Origin of the sequence: Stenotrophomonas sp. 1278 (assembly GCF_029892765.1) — a bacterium.
GTDB lineage: Bacteria > Pseudomonadota > Gammaproteobacteria > Xanthomonadales > Xanthomonadaceae > Stenotrophomonas > Stenotrophomonas indicatrix.
This window is the reverse complement of record NZ_JARXWD010000005.1, coordinates 105,453-123,212: the sequence shown is the minus strand read 5'-3', so window position 1 is coordinate 123,212 and position 17,760 is coordinate 105,453. Positions and strand designations below refer to the sequence as shown.

17 protein-coding genes are annotated in these 17,760 nt (G+C 66.6%); 10 read left to right on the top strand and 7 right to left on the bottom strand.

Annotated features, from left to right (window positions below; genetic code table 11):
* Window positions 1-7: 7 nt before the first annotated feature.
* Entirely contained in the window at window positions 8-835 is an 828-nt protein-coding gene (locus M2299_RS07260; RefSeq protein WP_140225291.1) for an AraC family transcriptional regulator, read from the bottom strand.
* Window positions 836-1,022: 187 nt separating this feature from the next.
* Here M2299_RS07260 and M2299_RS07255 point away from each other — a divergent pair, with 187 nt between their 5' ends.
* The 3 genes from M2299_RS07255 to M2299_RS07245 all read left to right on the top strand — a co-directional run bounded on the left by M2299_RS07255 (window position 1,023) and on the right by M2299_RS07245 (window position 5,257).
* Window positions 1,023-1,406: a hypothetical protein gene (locus tag M2299_RS07255; RefSeq protein WP_280884125.1), complete on the top strand. Its 384-nt coding sequence runs from the start codon at window positions 1,023-1,025 to the stop codon at window positions 1,404-1,406.
* 144 nt (window positions 1,407-1,550) lie between these two features.
* Window positions 1,551-3,956 carry a TonB-dependent receptor gene (locus M2299_RS07250; RefSeq protein WP_280884124.1) on the top strand — a complete coding sequence of 802 codons (2,406 nt, stop codon included), beginning with the start codon at window positions 1,551-1,553 and terminating at the stop codon, window positions 3,954-3,956.
* The gene (locus tag M2299_RS07245; RefSeq protein WP_280884123.1) at window positions 3,956-5,257 is read left to right on the top strand and encodes an aminotransferase class V-fold PLP-dependent enzyme; all 1,302 of its coding nucleotides are present in this window, start codon (window positions 3,956-3,958) and stop codon (window positions 5,255-5,257) included. The genes M2299_RS07250 and M2299_RS07245 overlap by 1 nt, the downstream gene beginning before the upstream one ends.
* A gap of 176 nt (window positions 5,258-5,433) precedes the next feature.
* Here the strand turns inward: M2299_RS07245 and M2299_RS07240 are convergent, their stop codons facing one another.
* The 4 genes from M2299_RS07240 to M2299_RS07225 all read right to left on the bottom strand — a co-directional run bounded on the left by M2299_RS07240 (window position 5,434) and on the right by M2299_RS07225 (window position 9,322).
* Window positions 5,434-6,963, bottom strand: coding sequence for a PLP-dependent aminotransferase family protein (locus M2299_RS07240; RefSeq protein WP_223486905.1), 1,530 nt, complete (start codon window positions 6,961-6,963; stop codon window positions 5,434-5,436).
* Between the two features lie 9 nt (window positions 6,964-6,972).
* Window positions 6,973-7,575: a DUF6436 domain-containing protein gene (locus tag M2299_RS07235; protein ID WP_099785736.1), complete on the bottom strand. Its 603-nt coding sequence runs from the start codon at window positions 7,573-7,575 to the stop codon at window positions 6,973-6,975.
* Window positions 7,575-7,835, bottom strand: coding sequence for a hypothetical protein (locus tag M2299_RS07230; protein WP_025877432.1), 261 nt, complete (start codon window positions 7,833-7,835; stop codon window positions 7,575-7,577). The genes M2299_RS07235 and M2299_RS07230 overlap by 1 nt, the downstream gene beginning before the upstream one ends.
* A 71-nt stretch (window positions 7,836-7,906) precedes the next feature.
* Window positions 7,907-9,322, bottom strand: a complete 1,416-nt coding sequence (locus M2299_RS07225) for a PLP-dependent aminotransferase family protein (protein WP_049466404.1) — start codon at window positions 9,320-9,322, stop codon at window positions 7,907-7,909.
* A 183-nt stretch (window positions 9,323-9,505) separates the two neighbouring features.
* Between M2299_RS07225 and cyoA the strand changes: the two genes are divergently transcribed.
* The 5 genes from cyoA to M2299_RS07200 all read left to right on the top strand — a co-directional run bounded on the left by cyoA (window position 9,506) and on the right by M2299_RS07200 (window position 14,160).
* Window positions 9,506-10,411: a ubiquinol oxidase subunit II gene (gene cyoA / locus M2299_RS07220; RefSeq protein ID WP_080149635.1), complete on the top strand. Its 906-nt coding sequence runs from the start codon at window positions 9,506-9,508 to the stop codon at window positions 10,409-10,411.
* 5 nt (window positions 10,412-10,416) lie between these two features.
* Window positions 10,417-12,393, top strand: coding sequence for a cytochrome o ubiquinol oxidase subunit I (gene cyoB / locus M2299_RS07215; RefSeq protein WP_025877427.1), 1,977 nt, complete (start codon window positions 10,417-10,419; stop codon window positions 12,391-12,393).
* Window positions 12,390-13,025: a cytochrome o ubiquinol oxidase subunit III gene (cyoC, locus tag M2299_RS07210; protein ID WP_080149637.1), complete on the top strand. Its 636-nt coding sequence runs from the start codon at window positions 12,390-12,392 to the stop codon at window positions 13,023-13,025. Before cyoB ends, cyoC begins: the two co-directional genes overlap by 4 nt.
* 1 nt (window position 13,026) lies before the next feature.
* Window positions 13,027-13,359 carry a cytochrome o ubiquinol oxidase subunit IV gene (cyoD, locus tag M2299_RS07205; RefSeq protein WP_025877422.1) on the top strand — a complete coding sequence of 111 codons (333 nt, stop codon included), beginning with the start codon at window positions 13,027-13,029 and terminating at the stop codon, window positions 13,357-13,359.
* Window positions 13,360-13,473: 114 nt separating this feature from the next.
* The gene (locus M2299_RS07200) at window positions 13,474-14,160 is read left to right on the top strand and encodes an SCO family protein (RefSeq protein WP_051501687.1); all 687 of its coding nucleotides are present in this window, start codon (window positions 13,474-13,476) and stop codon (window positions 14,158-14,160) included.
* Between the two features lie 173 nt (window positions 14,161-14,333).
* Here the strand turns inward: M2299_RS07200 and M2299_RS07195 are convergent, their stop codons facing one another.
* Both M2299_RS07195 and M2299_RS07190 read right to left on the bottom strand, forming a co-directional pair.
* Window positions 14,334-14,912, bottom strand: a complete 579-nt coding sequence (locus tag M2299_RS07195; protein WP_140228281.1) for a DNA breaking-rejoining protein — start codon at window positions 14,910-14,912, stop codon at window positions 14,334-14,336.
* Complete coding sequence (locus M2299_RS07190; RefSeq protein WP_280884122.1) at window positions 14,912-16,678, bottom strand: S8 family serine peptidase; 1,767 nt, start codon at window positions 16,676-16,678, stop codon at window positions 14,912-14,914. Before M2299_RS07190 ends, M2299_RS07195 begins: the two co-directional genes overlap by 1 nt.
* Before the next feature lie 278 nt (window positions 16,679-16,956).
* Here M2299_RS07190 and M2299_RS07185 point away from each other — a divergent pair, with 278 nt between their 5' ends.
* Both M2299_RS07185 and M2299_RS07180 read left to right on the top strand, forming a co-directional pair.
* The gene (locus M2299_RS07185) at window positions 16,957-17,382 is read left to right on the top strand and encodes a hypothetical protein (RefSeq protein ID WP_223486898.1); all 426 of its coding nucleotides are present in this window, start codon (window positions 16,957-16,959) and stop codon (window positions 17,380-17,382) included.
* Window positions 17,379-17,702, top strand: a complete 324-nt coding sequence (locus M2299_RS07180; protein WP_099844008.1) for a hypothetical protein — start codon at window positions 17,379-17,381, stop codon at window positions 17,700-17,702. Before M2299_RS07185 ends, M2299_RS07180 begins: the two co-directional genes overlap by 4 nt.
* The last annotated feature ends 58 nt before the right edge of the window (window positions 17,703-17,760 follow it).

Genomic DNA, 17,760 nt, shown 5'->3' with positions numbered 1-17,760 from the left:
CTCCGGGTCAGTCAGGACGGTGATCGACCGGCAGCCAGATCTCCACGCCGCCATGGCCGGTATGCTCGTCGAAGCGGGTGTCGTAGCGTTCAAGATCCGGCGCGTTGGCCAGGTGCAGGTCGCTTGCCGGCAGGTACTGGTCCAGCAGCCAGAACCAGGTCGAGCGGATGGTGGAGATATGGCCGCCATGCCAGGCCACCAGGTAACGGCGCGCAGGCACATCCACCCGCTGCCAGTGTGCAGGCACCGATGGCAGTGCGTTCACTGGCAAGGCTGCGATGTAGTCGAAGCCACCCTCGTCGTCGCTGTTGCAGCACACACCGAAACTGACCGGCGCCGGTGTTGGCCATTCGCGGTTGAGCTGTGCCCACTGCCCGGGAATCGCACCGCCGCTGTCGCGACTGTGGCGCATGCCGATGCCGGCCACCTGGAAGGGCGTGCAGTCGATCAGCCTGGGCGCCTCGGTGCAGGCCTGTGGCGCGTCGTCGAGGCGGATCGCGTGCACCAGTGCCAGTTCCTGCAGGCCCCGCTCGCGCACGCGCTCCGGGGTCTGCCCGAACTGCTCGCAGAAGGCACGGGTGAACGCGGCATGCGTGCTGTAACCGGCTGCCAACGCCACCTGCAGGATGTCGCCGGCACCGTTGGCCAGCTGTTGCGCGGCGGCGGTCAGGCGGCGTCCGCGCAGGTAACGCACCACCGAGGTGCCGGTGCGGGCCTGGAACAGGCGTGACAGGTGGAAGGGCGACAGTCCGGCGGCTGCCGCGATGTCGGCCAGCGCCAGCGGCTTGTCGGCATGGCTTTCGATGTACCACAACGCTTTGCCGGCTGCGCTCATCGCGCTGTCCCTCGTTCGAATGCCGGGCAGCGTACCGGATCGACGGGGTGGGGCGCTTAGCAGTTCTTGCGCCGGCAGGGCTTTGCGTTTGCCGTTGCACCGGCAACAATGCGGTCTTCATGGACACGATCGAGGCCAGGGACATGCCGGAAGTCACCGCTATCAGCCAGACCGCGCAGATCGCCGCATGGTGATGATCATTGCGATTGCCCTGCTGCCGGCGCTGCTGCCACTGGCGCTGCTGGTGCTCATGTGGCGGCGGGCACCGCGCTGGCGCGGGGACCCTTGGCTGTACCGGGTGATGTTCTCATTGCTGGCAGCACTGCTGGCGCCAACGTTGTTGATGGCAGGCCATGGCGGCCTGCCGTGCCCGACCATCGGTGGCCTTGTGCTGGTGCTCATGGACCTTGAGTGGATCGGCCAACTGCAGGTGAACCTGATTGCCTTCGGAACCGAGGACACTGCCATCCTCTCCGCGCCTTTCCTGTTCGTTTTCGCGATCGCGCTGTTCATCCCGCTGCGCACGGCGCGGCCCGCCGTCTTCGGCTTCGACGACGACACTTCCGGATAGCACAGAGCCCGGCATGGGCGGCGGCTGCACCTCCAGCGGTCGCAACTGTCGTCTCCACGTCATCGCTGCTTCACATCCCGCCCCGAGACTGCGCGCCTTGTCCAGGTCCCACCTGGCCCTGTCGTGCCTTCCCGGAGTCCTGCCGTGCATCGTTCGAAGCTGTCGCGTTCCATCCTCCTCGCCCTTGGTCTGGTCAGCGCAGGAGGCGCGATCGCTGCAGATGCCGGAACGGCAGGCACCAGCAGCAGTGGCAACGCCGCTGCGCCCACCCAGCTCGATGCGATGCTGGTCACCGGTACCCGTGCCTCCAACCGCACCCAGTTTGAAACCCTGGCGCCGGTGGACGTGTTCACCAAGCAGGACATCCAGTCGGTCGACTCCACCGACCTGAAGGACGTGCTGGCACAGCTGGTGCCTTCGTTCGTGGTGCAGCGCCTGCCGATGGCCGATGGCCAGGTGTTCGTGCGCCCGGCCACGCTGCGTGGCCTGTCACCGGACCAGACACTGGTGCTGGTCAACGGCCGCCGCTTCCATCGCAGTGCCTTGCTTGGCAACCGCGGCGCACAGGCCGCCGACCTGGCGCAGATTCCAACCAGCGCCATCAAGCGCATCGAAGTGCTGCGCGATGGCGCGTCGGCGCAGTACGGTTCGGATGCCATCGCCGGTGTCATCAACATCATCCTGGAGGACAGCCCGGGCACCGAGATCACTGCGGGCTATTCGCAGTACGCGCAGGGCGATGGCGGCTCGCGCGACTTCAGTGCGCGCACCGGCTGGGCGCTGGGTGACTACGGCAGCCTCGCCCTGTTCGCCGAATCGTCCAACTCCGACGCCACCTCACGCACGCGCCAGCGTCCCGACGCCATCGCCTTCCAGGCCGCGCATCCCGAACTGGACGTGCCCAACCCGGTGCAGCGCTGGGGCCAGCCGGAGCTGGAAAGCCGCCGCGTGGGCTTCCACCTGAAGGCCAATGCCAGCGACACCCTGGAGTTGTATGCCTTCGGCCTGTACAGCCACAGCGACGGCGTCAGCGATTTCAACTGGCGCAACCCCGATACCACCACCGGCGCGTACCGTACGACCAGCATCTTCCCGGGCTGGAACCTGCGCTCGCTGTATCCGGTGGGCTTCAGCCCGCAGTACGGCAACACCCAGAACGACCTGCAGCTGGTCGCGGGCCTGCGGGGTGAGATCACGCCCAAGCTGCGCTGGGACCTGAGCGCCTCGTATGGCCGCAATGCCATCGACTACAGCCTGGGCAACTCCATCAACGCCTCGCTGGGCCCGGACAGCCCGACCTCCTTCGACCTCGGCCGGCTGACCCAGACCGAGAAGAACGCCAATGCGGACTTCAACTACGAATGGGACGTGGCTGCGCTGTCGAAGCCGGTCAACGTCGGCTTCGGTGCCGAGTTCCGCCAGGAGACCTACCAGGTGCGCGCCGGTGACCCGGCCTCGTATGCGGTGGGCCGTGGCGCTGCGGCGGGCCTGGAAGCCAATTCCAACGGCGCGCCGGGCTTCTCGGCCAGCCAGGCCGGGCAGTGGAGCCAGCGCAGCAAGGCCGCCTACGTGGACATGGAAGTGCCGCTGGGCGAGCGCTGGAGCATCGGCGCGGCCGGTCGCTATGAAGACTTCTCCAGCTTCGGCAGCACGGTGGATGGCAAGCTGTCGGCACGTTTTGCGATCACCCCGGACGTGGCGCTGCGCGGCACGCTCTCCACCGGCTTCCGCGCGCCCACGCCGGCCCAGCTCAACACCACCAGCACCACCCAGGGCCTGGACACGCGCACGCTGCAGATCTTCACCAGCGGCCGCCTGTCGCCCAGCGATCCGTTGGCGCAGCTGCTGGGTGCCAAGCCGCTCACCCCGGAAGAATCGCGTACGGCCTCGCTGGGCCTGACCTGGCGCACCGACCTGGGCCTGTCCGGGTCGGTCGATGTCTACCGGATCACGCTCAGCGACCGCTTCAGCCAGTCGGCCAGCTTCGCCATTCCGGCCGGCACGCCGAACCCGCTGGGCTATACCTCGGTGAACTACTTCACCAACGATTTCGACACCACCACCACCGGCGTGGATGTGGTTGGCAACTACCTGCGCGACCTCGGCGCAGGGCGGATGACGTTGACCCTGGCTTACAACTACAACCAGACCCGCGTCGACAACGGCAGCACCTCGGTGGCTACCAACGAAACCCAGCGCGTGCTGTTCGAAGACCGCCTGCCCGAGCACAAGGGCAGCTTCACCGGCAGCTGGGACATCGGCGCGTGGTCGTTGATGGCACGCGTGCGCTATTACGGCAAGTGGACCGACTCCACCGGCAATGCCACCGGCGATATCTACCAGCAGTTCGGTGCGATGACCTTCCTCGACCTGGCCGTGGGCTATCGCATCAACGAACACCACAGCCTGCGCGTGGGCGCCGACAACGTGTTCGACCGCTACCCGGACGAAGCCACGTTCCAGGCCAGCCGTGGCCTGATCTATTCGCGCAACGCGCCGTACGACACCGACGGCGCCAACGTGTACGCGCAGTACCGGCTGACCTTCTGATGGACAGCCGCCGCCGTTCCCTGCTGCGTGCCGGCGCGCTGCTGCCGGCCAGTGCGGCGCTTGCCGCGCTGGCTGCTCCGACGGCCGCGCGCTACGCTGTGCCGATGGACATTCCTGCACCTTCCACGACGCCGGATGTGCTGGCCCGTGACGAGTCGTACTGGGCCGCCGTCGCCAGCCACTTCGACATCACCGATGAAGTGAACCACCTGGAGAACGGCTACTGGGGCGCGATGGGCAAGCAGACCCTGGCCAGCTACCAGCGGCATACCGCCGAAGTGAACCGGGGCAATGCCTGGTACGGTCGCCACGCGTTCCCGGCGCAGTACGTGGCCGTGCATCGGCAGGTGGCCGACATGCTTGGCGTCGGCGCCGACGAGATCGCGCTGACCCGTGGCGCCACCGAAGCGATGCTCGCGCTGATCGGCGGCTACAACCGGTTGGCCGCGGGCGACCAGGTGCTGTACGCCGACATCGACTACGACAGCATGATCAACGCGATGCGTTGGCTGCAGCAGCGTCGTGGCGTGCAGGTCGAGCGCATCGCACTGCCGGTGGTGCCCACCCATGAGCAGATCCTGCAGGCCTACGATGAGGCGTTCGCGCGCCTGCCGCGCCTGAAACTGGTACTGCTGACCCAGGTCAGCCACCGCCATGGGCTGGTGCTGCCGGTGGCCGAGCTCGCCGAGCGTGCGCGGGCGCGCGGCATCGATGTGATTGTCGATGCCGCACATGGCTTTGGCCAGATCGACTACGCGGTGCCGGACCTGAAGGCCGATTTCGTTGGCATCAACCTGCACAAGTGGATCGGCGCACCGGTGGGCGTGGGCGCGATGTACGTGCGCAAAGGACGCGTGGCCGACCTGGATCCGTACATGGGCGAGACCGACGACGGCCGCGTGGGCAGTCGCGTGCACACCGGCACGGTCAACTTCGCCGCCTATCTGGCGCTGCCGGAGGCCATCGCGCTGCATCAGCGCATCGGCGCAGCGAACAAGCAGGCGCGGCTGCGCTACCTGCGTGAGCGCTGGGGGGTGGCGGCGCGGCAGATGGCGCATATCGAGGTGCTGTCCTCGCCGGATCCGGCGTTGACCAGTGCATTGGCCAGCTTCCGCCTGCGTGGCCATGCCTCGGTGGAAGACAACCTGGCGCTGCAGAAACGGCTGCTGGATGAACATCGGATATTCACCACCCATCGCGATGGCCTGGACTCCGGCGCCTGCGTGCGGGTGACACCATCGGTGTTCACCCGCCCCGCGCAGATGGATGCGCTGGTGCAGGCGTTGGCCGCGCTGGGGTAGTGCCGGCCGCTGGCCGGCAACCTCATGACCGTAGTGTGCATGCCGTTGCCGGCCAGCGGCCGGCACTACCAGGTGCAACACCCATCCACGCATGGCGTGAACGGGCATTGCCAACCAAGGTTGGCATCTACCGGAACAGGCCCAGTAGATCCACGCCATGCGTGGATGCCCTTCCACTACCGGTCAATCGCCGGCAGCGCATCGGACAACAACAACCGATCGATCCGCCGCAGCGCGTTTTCCAGTTGCCGCCGGTCCGCAGCCAATCCCAACGACAGCCGCACCCCGCTCGCGAACGTTGCGCCCGGCGGACAGAACGCCGATGAAGGCGCGATCGCCAGGCCCTGCAGCTGCGCCGTACGCACCAGCGTGGCGTCGGTCCACGGCGCTGGCACCCGGCACCACGCATGCAGCCCATCGGCGCGCTCCAGCAACGAGGGCGCCAGCAGATACCGCGCCATCCGAGTGCGCTCGCGCGCTTCCTCGCGTACCTGCGCCAGCAGCGCCTGCGCCGAGCCATCCAGCAGCAGCTGGCTGGCCAGTGCGGAGACCAGCGGGTGACCCATCAACCGCGTGGCACGCAGTGCGGTGGCCATCGCCTCGGCATGGGCGGCGCCCGGGCATTGCACGAACGCGGTACGCAGGCCAGGGCTGATCACCTTTGAAAGCGTGGCCACATGGAACACGTGTCGCGGTGCCAGCGTCGCCAGCGGAATGGGCGCGGTGACGGCCAGGTGCCAGTACGGATCGTCCTCGATCGCCAGCAGGCCTTCGCGCTCCAGCACCCGCGCCAACGCTTCGCGCCGCGTGGTGGGCACGGTCAGCGCCGTCGGGTTCTGGCAGGTGGGGTTGAGGTAGACCAATCGCGCGCCACATTCCCGCGCCCGGCGGGCCAGCGCCTCCGGGCACATGCCGTGTTCGTCGCCCTCCACCGTGACCAGCCGCCGTCCCAGTGCGGCGGCGGCCTGCAGCAGACCCGGATACACCAACCGGTCGCAGAGGATCGCATCGCCCTCGCGCCCCTGGCTGAGCAGGATCGCCGCCAGCGCCACCTGCGCGCCTTCGGTCAGCAGCAGGCGTGCGTCGTCAACCGTGCCCAGCATCGGCTGCAGCCAGCGCGCCGCCGCGTGGCGGTCGGTCGGGTTGCCACCGCCCAGGTGATAGGTCATCAGGTTCGGCGCATTGCTGCGCGCAAGCACCGCCGCTGCGCCTCGACGCAGCATTTCCGCCAGTGCATCGGCGTCGGGTACCGGTGGCACGTTCATGCTGAGATCGACGGCCTGGTCAAAGCCCGCCTTGGGCGGCGCGATGAAGCTGCCCTGTGGCCCGCGTGCTTCGATCAGCCCACGCTTGCGTGCTTCATCGAAGGCACGGGTCACCGTGGTCAGATCCACGCCGAGCTGCTGCGCCAGTGCGCGCTGCGAGGGCAGCCGTTGCCCGGGCGCAAGGCCACCGCGATTGATGGTGCGTTCCAGCGTGTTGACGATGCGCAGGTAGATCGGGCCGCTGTGCACGTGCACGTCCTGCACCCAGCCCAGCCCTGCAACGCCAGGCCCTGCGACATCGGGTCGCGGCATGTACGGAGGATGTCGGGGCGTATCGTTGCTTCCAACGGCGGGAGCCTGTCCATAACCATCGGTCGGTTCGGACAGGTGACCGCCGTTGTTGTGTGTGGCGGCTGCGCCAGCCAGCGTCGGTGATGTCATCGCGCGTCCTCAGCGCTGGGCCTGCCAGGGGCAGTAGCAGCCCACGGCAAGCAGTCCTTTCGGGCGCACGGTTTCCCCGCGCACCAGTTTGTCCAGCAACGGTTCGACGAAGCTGTTGGCCGAATTGCAGACCATGCCGATGCTGTACGGGCCGGCATAGGCCAGGTGGCCCTGGCGGTCCCAGATCGCCACCGCCGGGCTGGCCGGAATGTTCCCGATGCCGTCGATGGTCGGCAGGGTGATCACCTTGCTGCGCAGCGGCTCGGGCAGTTCACCCTGGGTGCCGGGGCGGCGGATGGCATAGAAGTCGATGCCGGCGCGGCGATACATGCTGATCAGGTAGCTCAGGTGCGCACCGGTTTCCCGGTTGCACACGCCGCAGGCCGGGTCCCAGAAATGCACCACGCGGATGCGGCCGGTGTTACCGGCCAGTTCCGCCGGCAACCGCAGCTGCGAGTCATCGAAGACGATGGCCTGTTCGGCAAACGTGGACTGCTCGCCATAGCCGAAGTACTGCCACAGTGCCGCCGCCACGCCGGCCATGAACAGGCAGGCGAGGGCGATCATCACCGGCAGCATCGAACGGCGTGGGCGCGGCGCGGCTGCGCCCATCAGGAGCCGTCCGCGCCGAACTTGTGCACGTACTGCTTGCGCATCTCGCGGCAGGAGTCGGCCTGGGCGCGGCGCTGGATCTCGCTGCGCGCCGCGTCCTCGCTGCGTTGCAGGCACTGTTCAATGGCGTGGCGCTCGGCGGCCTGCACATCCACGGTCTGCGGTTGCAGGCAGACCCAGGCCAGGGCGGCCAGCATCAGCACGACGAACCCGCCGCAGCCGGCCATCACCAGGTGGAACTTCAGTTTGTCGGCGGCCATCTGCGGCACATCCTCCGTCCATACATTGCATACAAGATATCATCTTGTATGGGCATGGCCCACGGGATGGCTCAGACGATCGCCGAATGCCGCGCGTCGGGCGCCTCGGACAGGATCTCGTTCAGCTTGGCCAGCGCGCCGGCCAGTGCCTCCTGGTCCACCGCACCGCCCAGCGACAGGCGGATGGCGTTGCCCGGTGGCGGTTCCTCCACGCTGAAGGCGTCGGAGCTGGCAATGCCCAGGCCCTGTTCCTGTGCCGCCTGGATCAGCCGGTACTGGTCCAGCCGCGGCGGCAACGGCAGCCACACATGCAGGCCGGCCGGGTGGGCCTGGCGGCGGGCGGGCAGGTAGCGGGCAGCAATGGCCTGGCGCTCGCGCAGTTCCTGCTGGAAGCGCTGCACCATCGCCTGCGCCTGGCCGGTGCGGATCCAGTGCGAGGCCACGGCCACCATCGACTGGGTGGGCATCAGCGCGATCGCACGCAGGGCGTCCAGCACCGGCTCCATCGGCTCGCCGCCCGGCACCACCAGGTAGGCCGTGCGCAGGCCGGGGGCCAGGCACTTGGACAGGGTGGAGATGTAGTAGACCGGGCAGCCACCGTCGGCCAGCGCGGCCAGCGGCGGGGCGGCATCGCCGGCCAGCAGCCAGTAGGGATCGTCCTCGACCACGGTCAGTTCGTGCCGCCGTGCCACCGCCAGCAGGGCCTGCCGGCGCTGCGCCGACATCGTCGCCGTGGTCGGGTTCTGGATGGTCGGCACCAGGTACAGCAGGCGCGGCCGGCGCAGCTGGCAGGCTTCGTCCAGGGCATCGGGCAGCATGCCCTCGGCGTCCATCGCCACCGGCACCACGCCCCGCTGCAGCACGCGCGCAGCGGCCAGCAGGCCCGGATAGGTCAACTGCTCGGCGGCGATCAGTTCGCCCGGCTGGGTGCGGGCCAGGATCAGTGCGCACAGCGCAGTCTGCGCGCCGGGGCAGATCACCACCCGCTCGGCGCCCACCGGGCCGAGCACCGGCGCCAGCCATTGCACGGCCGCAGCGCGGTCGTCGCGGCTGCCGGCACCGACGTGGTAGCTCATCAGCTCGCCCTGGCCCAGCTGCTGGCCCAAGTGTTGGAAACCGGCCTCCATGCCCTGTGCGAACGGCGCGCTGCCCAGCAGCGGCGGGATGTTCATGCTCAGGTCGACCGAGGTGCTGCGGTTGCCGGCGGACATCGCAATGAAGGTGCCGCCCGCGCCCTGCGCGTCCAGCAGGCCGGCCTGGCGCAGTTCGGCGAAGGCGCGGGTGACCGTGGTCAGGTCCACCCCCACCTGCTGGGCCAGGTCGCGCTGCGGCGGCAGGCGATCGCCCGGGCGCAGCACGCCATCGTCCACCGCCTCACGCACCTGCTGGGCGATCTGCAGGTACAGCGGTCCTGCGCCCTCACGGAACGGGCGGACCCAAGTCCGGTTGGGGTGTTTCAGGCGGCGGCCGGCAGCAGGAGGCGTCATCGGTCGGATTTTTCCATACGTGCAGATGCACAATTCCATACAATGCTGTATCTTGTATGGGCTTGATTGGAGTGGCTCGCCTGTTTGTAGGCGACCTCGTACCCACAGTGTAGCCGCTCCACGCCCGGGCGCTGCGCGCAGGCGAGCCGGTCAAGCGCGCATCTTCAACAGGGTTGACCACCAATGAATATCTGCTGGAACCGCATCCGCCTGGCGCTGGTCGCCCTGGCCTGCATCGCCCTGACGGGCTGCGATTGGGTGCTGCTGGATTCGAAGGGCATGGTCGGGATCGCACAGCGCGACCTGATCCTGATCTGCATCGGCCTGATGCTGATCGTCGTCGTGCCGGCCATCGTGCTGACCTTCGTGTTCGCCTGGCGCTTCCGCGCCGGCAATACCAAGGCGAAGTACACGCCGGACTGGTCGCACTCCACGAAGGTGGAAGTGGTGGTCTGGGGCGTGCCGTTGCTGATCATCGCGGTGCTGGCGGTGATCGTGTGGAAGTCCACCCACGAGCTCGATCCGTACAAGCCGCTGGACGTGGCCGGCGAACCGCTGCACGTGGACGTGATCGCCACCGACTGGAAGTGGGTGTTCGTGTACCCGGACCTGGGCATCGCCACCGTCAACCAGCTCAACTTCCCGGCCAACCGCGCGCTGGCGTTCAACATCACCTCCAACTCGACGATGAACACCTTCTTCATCCCGCAGCTGGGTGGACAGATCTACGCGATGGCCGGCATGCGCACGCAGCTGCACCTGATCGCCAACGAGCCCGGCCAGTTCCGTGGCATGTCCGGCAACTACAGCGGCCATGGCTTCTCGAACATGAAGTTCATCGCCACCGCCAGCAGCAACGAAGACTTCGATCGCTGGGTGGCCGAGGTGCGCAGCGCGCCGGATGCGCTCAGCTTCGAGCAGTTCAAGGCGCTGGCCGCACCGTCGAAGAACGCGCCGGTGCAGCACTTCTCCAGCGTCGAACCGCTGCTGTTCAAGAAGGTCATCGACCAGTTCATCGGCGTCGGTGAGAACACCGCTGCTGCAACCCCGGCGGGCGCTGCCGGCGGTGCCCAGGCTTCCCAGGAGTAACGAACATGTTGGGTAAATTGACGTGGGAGGCCGTGCCGCTGCACGAGCCGATCGTCGTGGTCACGTTGGCAGCCATGGTGCTGGGCGGCCTCGCGCTGCTCGGCGCGGTGAGCTATTTCAAGCTGTGGGGCGTGCTCTGGCGCGACTGGTTCACCACGGTGGACCACAAGAAGATCGGCATCATGTACGTGGTCGTCGCGCTGGTCATGCTGGTGCGCGGCTTCGCCGATGCACTGATGATGCGCGCACAGCTGGCGGCGGCCGGGCCGGGCAGCGATGGCTTCCTGCCACCGGAACACTACGACCAGATCTTCACCGCGCACGGCGTGATCATGATCTTCTTCGTGGCCACCCCGTTCGTGGTCGGCCTGATGAACATCATCGTGCCGCTGCAGATCGGCGCGCGCGACATGGCGTTCCCGTTCCTCAACGCCTTCAGCTTCTGGATCTTCGTGGTCGGCGCTGCGCTGATGATGATCTCGCTGGGTGTTGGCGAATTCGCGATGACCGGCTGGGTCGCCTATCCGCCGCTGTCGGGCATCGAGTTCAGTCCCGGGGTCGGTGTCGATTACTACATCTGGGCGTTGCAGGCCTCCGGCATCGGTACCCTGCTGACCGGCGTCAACCTGTTCATCACCATCCTGCGCATGCGTGCGCCGGGCATGACGTTGATGAAGATGCCGGTGTTCACCTGGACCGTGCTGGTCACCAGCGTGATCATCATCGCCGCCTTCCCGATCCTGACCGTAGCCCTGGGTGCGCTCACCCTGGACCGCTACCTGGACTTCAACTTCTACACCAACACGTTGGGTGGCAACCCGATGATGTACGTGAACCTGGTGTGGGCCTGGGGCCACCCGGAGGTGTACATCCTGGTGCTGCCGGCGTTCGGCATCTTCTCTGAAGTGACCGCCACGTTCTCGCGCAAGAAGCTGTTCGGCTACAAGTCGATGGTCGGCGCCACCCTGGCGATCGGCATCCTGTCCTTCATCGTCTGGCTGCACCACTTCTTCACCATGGGCTCCGGTGCCAGCGTCAATGCCTTCTTCGGCATCATGACGATGATCATCGCCATCCCCACCGGCGTGAAAATCTTCACCTGGCTGTTCACCATGTACGGCGGCCGCGTGGAGTTCAGCGTGCCGATGCTGTGGACCATCGCCTTCCTGGTCACCTTCACCATCGGTGGCATGACCGGCGTGCTGCTGGCCATCCCGGGCGCGGACTTCCTGCTGCACAACAGCCTGTTCCTGGTCGCGCACTTCCACAACACCATCATCGGCGGTGCGCTGTTCGGCTACCTGGCCGGCTTCGTCTACTGGTTCCCGAAGGTGTTCGGCTTCACCCTCAACGAGCGCCTGGGCAAGTGGTCCTTCGCCTGCTGGGTGATCGGCTTCTACCTGGCCTTCATGCCGCTGTACATGCTGGGCTTCATGGGCATGACCCGGCGCATGAACCAGTACGACAACCCGGCGTGGACGCCGTACCTGATCGCCGCCTTCATCGGTGCGCTGTTCGTGTTCGCGGGCATCATCCTGATGCTGGTGCAGATCTACGTCAGCGTGCGCGACCGCAAGCGCAACCTCGACCTCACCGGCGACCCGTGGAATGCACGCACGCTGGAATGGGCCACGCCGTCGCCGCCGCCGTTCTACAACTTCGCGGTGGTGCCCAAGGCCGATGAGCTGGACGCCTTCCACGAAGCGAAGAAGCGTGGCCTGCCGCCACCGCCGAAGAAGTACGCACCGATCCACATGCCGAAGAACACCGGTGTGCCGCTGATCCTCAACGTCTGGATCCTGGTGCTGTGCTTCGCCCTGGTGTGGCACATCTGGTGGATGGCCGGTGCCAGCTTCATCGCGATGATCGCCACCCTGATCGCGCGCTCCTACAACGAGGACGTGGATTACTACGTCAGCTCCGAAGAGGTGGCGCGTACCGAAGCGGCCAACCACGCCAAGCTGCAGGAGGCAGGCGCATGAACCTGTTGACCCGTCCGCAACTGGACAGCGATGCGCTGGTCCACGACGACCATCATGAGCACGATCACGCCCACGAACAGGGCGGCATGAAGGTGTTCGGCATGTGGGTGTACCTCATGTCCGACCTGGTGCTGTTCGGCTCGCTGTTCGCCTCGTACGCGGTGCTCAGCACCGCCTACGCCGGCGGCCCGACCGGCAAGGAACTGTTCTCGCTGCCGTTCGTGATGGCCGAGACCTTCATCCTGCTGGTGTCCAGCATCACCTATGGCCAGGCCGTGCTGGCCATGCACCGCCTGGACAAGGCGGCGGTGCTGCGCTGGCTGGGCGTGACCTTCGTGCTCGGCGCCTCGTTCATCGGCATGGAGCTGTACGAGTTCTCGCACCTCATCCATGAAGGCGCCGGTCCCAGCACCAGTGCCTACCTGTCGGCGTTCTTCGCCCTGGTTGCCACCCACGGCCTGCACGTGGCCAGCGGTCTGATCTGGATGGCGGTGGTGATGCACCAGGTGTATCGCCGCGGCCTCACCCCGACCAACATCACCCGCGTGTCCTGCCTCAGCCTGTTCTGGCACTTCCTGGACCTGGTGTGGATCTGCGTCTTCACCTTCGTCTACCTGATCGGAGCCTTCTGACATGGCCCACGTCGAAACCTCGCGCGCCGGCAATGCGCACGGTTCCACCAAGTCCTACCTGATCGGCTTCGTGCTGTGCGCGTTGCTGACGGTGGTGCCGTTCGCGCTGGTGATGAACCCGGTGCTGTCACGGCCGGTCACGCTGTTCCTGCTGGTCGGCTTCGCGGTCGCGCAGATCCTGGTGCAGCTGGTGTACTTCCTGCACATGGACCGCAAGTCCGAAGGTGGCTGGAACCTCGCCAGCTTCGTGTTCACCCTGGTGATCCTGTTCATCGTGGTCGCGTTGTCGATCTGGATCATCTGGAGCATGCACTACCACATGATGATCAACTGACCGTGGCCGGGGCGATCGGCAAGGAGTGCGCGATCGCCCTGGCACCTCAGCCCTCTCTTCCCCCAGGGCAGGCCTGACCGAGACCGCGCCCACCTCGTGTTGGTGGTACCCGTGATGCGTGTTGCTTCCGTTGTTCGTTCCCTGCGCCTGCCGCTGCTTGCCGCAGGCCTCGCACTCGGCCTGCTGGCCGGCTGCAGTGCGCAGTCGCGCATGGATTTCTATTCCAAGGACATCGCCTGCGAGGAACTGGGCCAGCACTGGACCATGCCTGACAGCGCCGGCACCCTGCGTGGCCCGAAGGACCTGCAGGGGCAGGTGACCTACCTGTTCTTCGGCTTCACCAGCTGCCCGGACGTGTGCCCGACCACCATGGTCGAACTGAGCCAGGTCAAGCACCTGATGGGCAAGGATGCCGACCAGCTGCAGGTGGTGTTTGTCAGCGTCGATCCGGCGCGCGATACCCCCGAAGTCGCGCACACCTATGTGCACGCGTTCGACCCGAAGGCGATGGCACTGGTCGGTGACGAGGCACAGCTCTCGGCGATGGCCAGTGACTTCAAGGCGTTCTACGAGAAAGAGCCCGGACAGCTGCCGGACACCTACACGATGAGCCACATCGCCGGCGGCTACGTGTTCGACCGCCAAGGTCGCCTGCGCCTGTTCGCGCCCTACGGCATGCCGGTGGAGCAGCTGTTCTCGGACGTACAGCGGTTGCTGCTGGAGCCGGAACATCCGGCCGCGGGCAGTGAAGCGTTGGCGGCGTGCAAGCTGCCGCACAGCGCGAGCGTCGCCGCACGCTGAACGACGCATCGCCCTGGTAGGTGTCGACCTTGGTCGACACGCGATGAATGAATCTGGCAGGTGCCATTGGATTGTGGTGGGTGCCGACCGTTGGTCGGCACGCCCTCCCGCTCGCCAATCCCCCGGCCGGCCAGGAGAGCCAACCGGCCGGGGGCACCACGCAACGCCCTAGATCACTTCTTCTCTTCCCACTGCACCACGTCCGGCTCGGCCGCGCGCACGCCCGCAGTCGACAGCAGCCGGGTGCTCGCATCCAGCGCCGCGTTCACCGACGGGTACTCGACGATGGCCAGACCGGCAGCCTTGGACACCTTCACCACGGTGCCGCCAGTGGCCTTCGCCGCGCGCTGTGCAGATGCCGCATCGGTAAAGAACACCTTCACCCGCGAGGTCGCCACCACCGGCGCACCATCGTTGGACACCGCAGCGGCGAACTTGCCGGCGCCGGCATCAGCGCCGGCTGCTGCCGCGCCATCCAGCGAACGCTTGCTGCGCGAACTGGTGGTGGCCGCCGCCTGCGGCGTGATCCGGAACTGGCCGCCCGCAGCCTGCTGCACCGTGGTCGACGGGGACAGCTGGAAACGCGTGCCGCCCACGTCGAACGAACGGCCGGTGGCCGAAGCTCTCAGTTCCTGTGCATCCACGGTGGACAGGCTCCGTGCCGGTGGGGTCTGCCCCGAGCTCTGTGCCCAGGCAGGGGAGGTCATCGCCGCGAAGGCGAGCGTGCTCAACAGAATGGTCGTTTTCATCATCAGTGCCCCAGAACGCGGATCTTGAAGAATTCGAGGTTGCCGCGCGATGCAGCATTCGCGGCCTGCCCCATGTCGGTCACTTCCAGCGTCCAGGTGCCGGTGGCACTTTCATCCAGGAAGGCATTGCTGGACAGCAGATCCCAGTTGGTGAAGTTGCGCTGCACGCCATTGGTACCCGAACCGATGGCGGTGAAGGCCGGCTGCACCACGCTGCGCGTACCACTGGGCGAAACAAGCACGAACTGCAGCTGGCGGGTATTGCTGTGGTTCACCCGGAAGCCCAGCTGCACCGACTCGATGTTGCGTGCGCCATTGGCCAGCTGGAAGGTCAACCGCGCGGCGGCGGCGGAGGTGTTGCCGATGGCCACCGTGCGCGTGGTGGTGCGCCAACCCGTATCCAGCAGCGGGCCCAGCGACTGGAAGTTCTCGGCGACCTGCACGGCGCGCGCCGCGTTGACCACACCGAAGCCGTACCAGTTGCTGTAAGCGCGGTTGGCTGCATTCACCGTCCAGCCCGGCACCAGCGTGCGGCCGTCGGACAGGGTCACCGCCGGCTGGTTCGGATGGTTGCGGGTGGCCGTGGTGGCGAGGATGTACTTCACATCGCGGTAGGACAGGTTTGGATTGGCCTCCAGCACCAGCGCCGCCACGCCCGATACCATCGGCGCCGACGCCGACGTACCGTTCATCTTGGCGGTGTAGTTGCAGGTGCTGTCGATCGCCGACAGGTTGCTGTCCAGCGTGTTCTGGCGGTTGTTGTTCTTGTTGCTGCCCTGCGTGCAGCCGGTCACGTCGGTGGTGACGATGGCCGGATCGTACGCACGTGCCACCAGGTTCGGTGCGTACTGCGCCTGCAGGCCGTATTCGCCACCAAAGGCCGACACCCACAGTGCCGAACCGGTGGACGAGTACGACGAGCGCACGCCGTCGGCGCGCACCGCACCCACGGTGATCACGTTGAACAGGTTGTTGCGTGGATCGCGGCCGGCCGGCACACAGCCGGTGTTGCGGTTCTTGGTATCGGTGGTGCAGACGTCCTGGGTCTGGCTGATCGAGGCGTTGTTGAAGTTGTTGCCGGCCGACTTCACGTAGATGCCGCCGCGGCCACCGCGTGTGCCCGACAGTGCCTGCTCGTACGAACTCACCGTGTTCTGGCTGTAGGCCACGGGCAGGTTGGGGTTGCCCGGGCCCGCGCCCCAGCTGTTGTTGAACACCTGCACATCGGCCGACTCGGCGCCATCCCACCAGGCGTATTCGATGTTGCTCTGCTGGTTGCCCTGCGCATTGGAGGCCAGCACGTTGAAGCCCTTCAGCGTCGCCGCCGGGGCTACGCCGCGCACGCCCAGGTTGTTGGCGCCCACGGCACCGGCGATGCCGCCCACCATCGTGCCGTGGTTGTCAGCATCGGGATTGGACGGCGTGGGATTGTTGGAGCCGTTGGCGAAGTTCTTGCCCGCTACCGCCGCCACGTTCGCGGCCAGGTCCGGGTGGGCGATCTGCAGGCCGTCATCGACGATGCCGATCACCACGCCCTGGCCACGGATGCCATTGCGGAACAGGCCATCGACGTTGAGATCGTTGCCGGCTACCGGCAGCGTATCGGCTGGCACCGTCTGCCCGGTATTGAGCAGATGCCACTGGATACCCGCCAGTGGGTCGGCCTGTTGCGCCTGGGCGGTAACGGCCAGGCTGCCCAGTACCAGAGCAGTGGCCAGGGCCAGGCGCGCAGAGCGCGGTGGCGCGGAGCGTTGCGTGTGTCGCTTCATACACGAATCCTTCTGTTGTGAATCGGCATGGCAGGACGGCGGGGCGGATCTGCCCCATCGCAACGAGCCAAACGCGACACAACGAACAACCCCCTACCTCTTCACGCAGCCGATGTGCGGATGTGCCAAATACGTCACAAACACTTATGCCGCCTTGTAATGACGACTGCGCCGCTCTGGTCGGTGCCCCGGTAGGTGCCAACCTTGGTTGGCACAATCCACCCGCACCGGAACCCCACCGCCATGCCACCATGCCCAGGCTCCCCGGAGGACACCGGATGAAACGCCCCAATGCCCGCGCCCGCGCCGATCTGGCCCCACTCACCGTGGCCACCATCCGCAAGGTGGTGCTGTCGATGTATCACCGTCGCCACGATTACTGGACCGATGCCGACATCGCCGAGCTGCTGCCGGAGCTCAGCGCATTCAACATCACCACGGTGAAGCAGCTGCGCCTGCTGATGAAACGGCACCGCCGCGCGCTGCTGCGGGAGGAAAGCACAAAGATGCCCCGGGCGCAGACACTGGATCTGCTGGCAGGGGGCGGTTGGCATGGCATCGATGTGCACGCCAATACCAGCTGGTACGGCATTGGCGGCCTGGTCCGCACCAGCATGGAACACGAATTCGGCTTCGAAACCATGCTGCCATTCCATGAGATACGGGACGCTGCCATGGAGCTGGATGCGGAGGCGCAGACGTGAAGAACCTGGCGTGGCTGTTGGCGATGGCAGCCGTGTTTTACGTGGCGGGATGCTCGGCTACTTCCATCCTGGCCGAGCGCGGCATCGCTTCCCTGCAGCCCGGGGACCGTCGAGAGGCCGTCATCGATGCGCTGGGCGCACCCGATGTCACAGAGCCGCGTGGACAACGGTTTTCCCGCTATGCCAGCACCCCATGCAGTGGCACCTGCGTGGAACGGCTGTGGTACGAAAATCCATTCCTGCCCCATATCGAGGCGTGGTCGGTGGAGCTGGATGGCACTGGCCACGTCGTGCGGACTTCGCATTGGGCATCGCCATAGCGTCGAGGCCATCCGATGCCCAGATCATCGCACCCCCTCCCGCCCCCCTGTGCTACTA

Bases quoted from the DNA above. Each gene is read 5' to 3' on its own strand.
- M2299_RS07260 (WP_140225291.1), bottom strand. From the start codon at position 835: ATGAGCGCAGCCGGCAAAGCGTTGTGGTACATCGAAAGCCATGCCGAC.
- M2299_RS07255 (WP_280884125.1), top strand. From the start codon at position 1,023: ATGGTGATGATCATTGCGATTGCCCTGCTGCCGGCGCTGCTGCCACTG.
- M2299_RS07245 (WP_280884123.1), top strand. From the start codon at position 3,956: ATGGACAGCCGCCGCCGTTCCCTGCTGCGTGCCGGCGCGCTGCTGCCG.
- M2299_RS07240 (WP_223486905.1), bottom strand. From the start codon at position 6,963: ATGACATCACCGACGCTGGCTGGCGCAGCCGCCACACACAACAACGGC.
- M2299_RS07235 (WP_099785736.1), bottom strand. From the start codon at position 7,575: ATGGGCGCAGCCGCGCCGCGCCCACGCCGTTCGATGCTGCCGGTGATG.
- M2299_RS07230 (WP_025877432.1), bottom strand. From the start codon at position 7,835: ATGGCCGCCGACAAACTGAAGTTCCACCTGGTGATGGCCGGCTGCGGC.
- M2299_RS07225 (WP_049466404.1), bottom strand. From the start codon at position 9,322: ATGACGCCTCCTGCTGCCGGCCGCCGCCTGAAACACCCCAACCGGACT.
- cyoA (WP_080149635.1), top strand. From the start codon at position 9,506: ATGAATATCTGCTGGAACCGCATCCGCCTGGCGCTGGTCGCCCTGGCC.
- cyoB (WP_025877427.1), top strand. From the start codon at position 10,417: ATGTTGGGTAAATTGACGTGGGAGGCCGTGCCGCTGCACGAGCCGATC.
- cyoC (WP_080149637.1), top strand. From the start codon at position 12,390: ATGAACCTGTTGACCCGTCCGCAACTGGACAGCGATGCGCTGGTCCAC.
- cyoD (WP_025877422.1), top strand. From the start codon at position 13,027: ATGGCCCACGTCGAAACCTCGCGCGCCGGCAATGCGCACGGTTCCACC.
- M2299_RS07200 (WP_051501687.1), top strand. From the start codon at position 13,474: ATGCGTGTTGCTTCCGTTGTTCGTTCCCTGCGCCTGCCGCTGCTTGCC.
- M2299_RS07195 (WP_140228281.1), bottom strand. From the start codon at position 14,912: ATGATGAAAACGACCATTCTGTTGAGCACGCTCGCCTTCGCGGCGATG.
- M2299_RS07190 (WP_280884122.1), bottom strand. From the start codon at position 16,678: ATGAAGCGACACACGCAACGCTCCGCGCCACCGCGCTCTGCGCGCCTG.
- M2299_RS07185 (WP_223486898.1), top strand. From the start codon at position 16,957: ATGAAACGCCCCAATGCCCGCGCCCGCGCCGATCTGGCCCCACTCACC.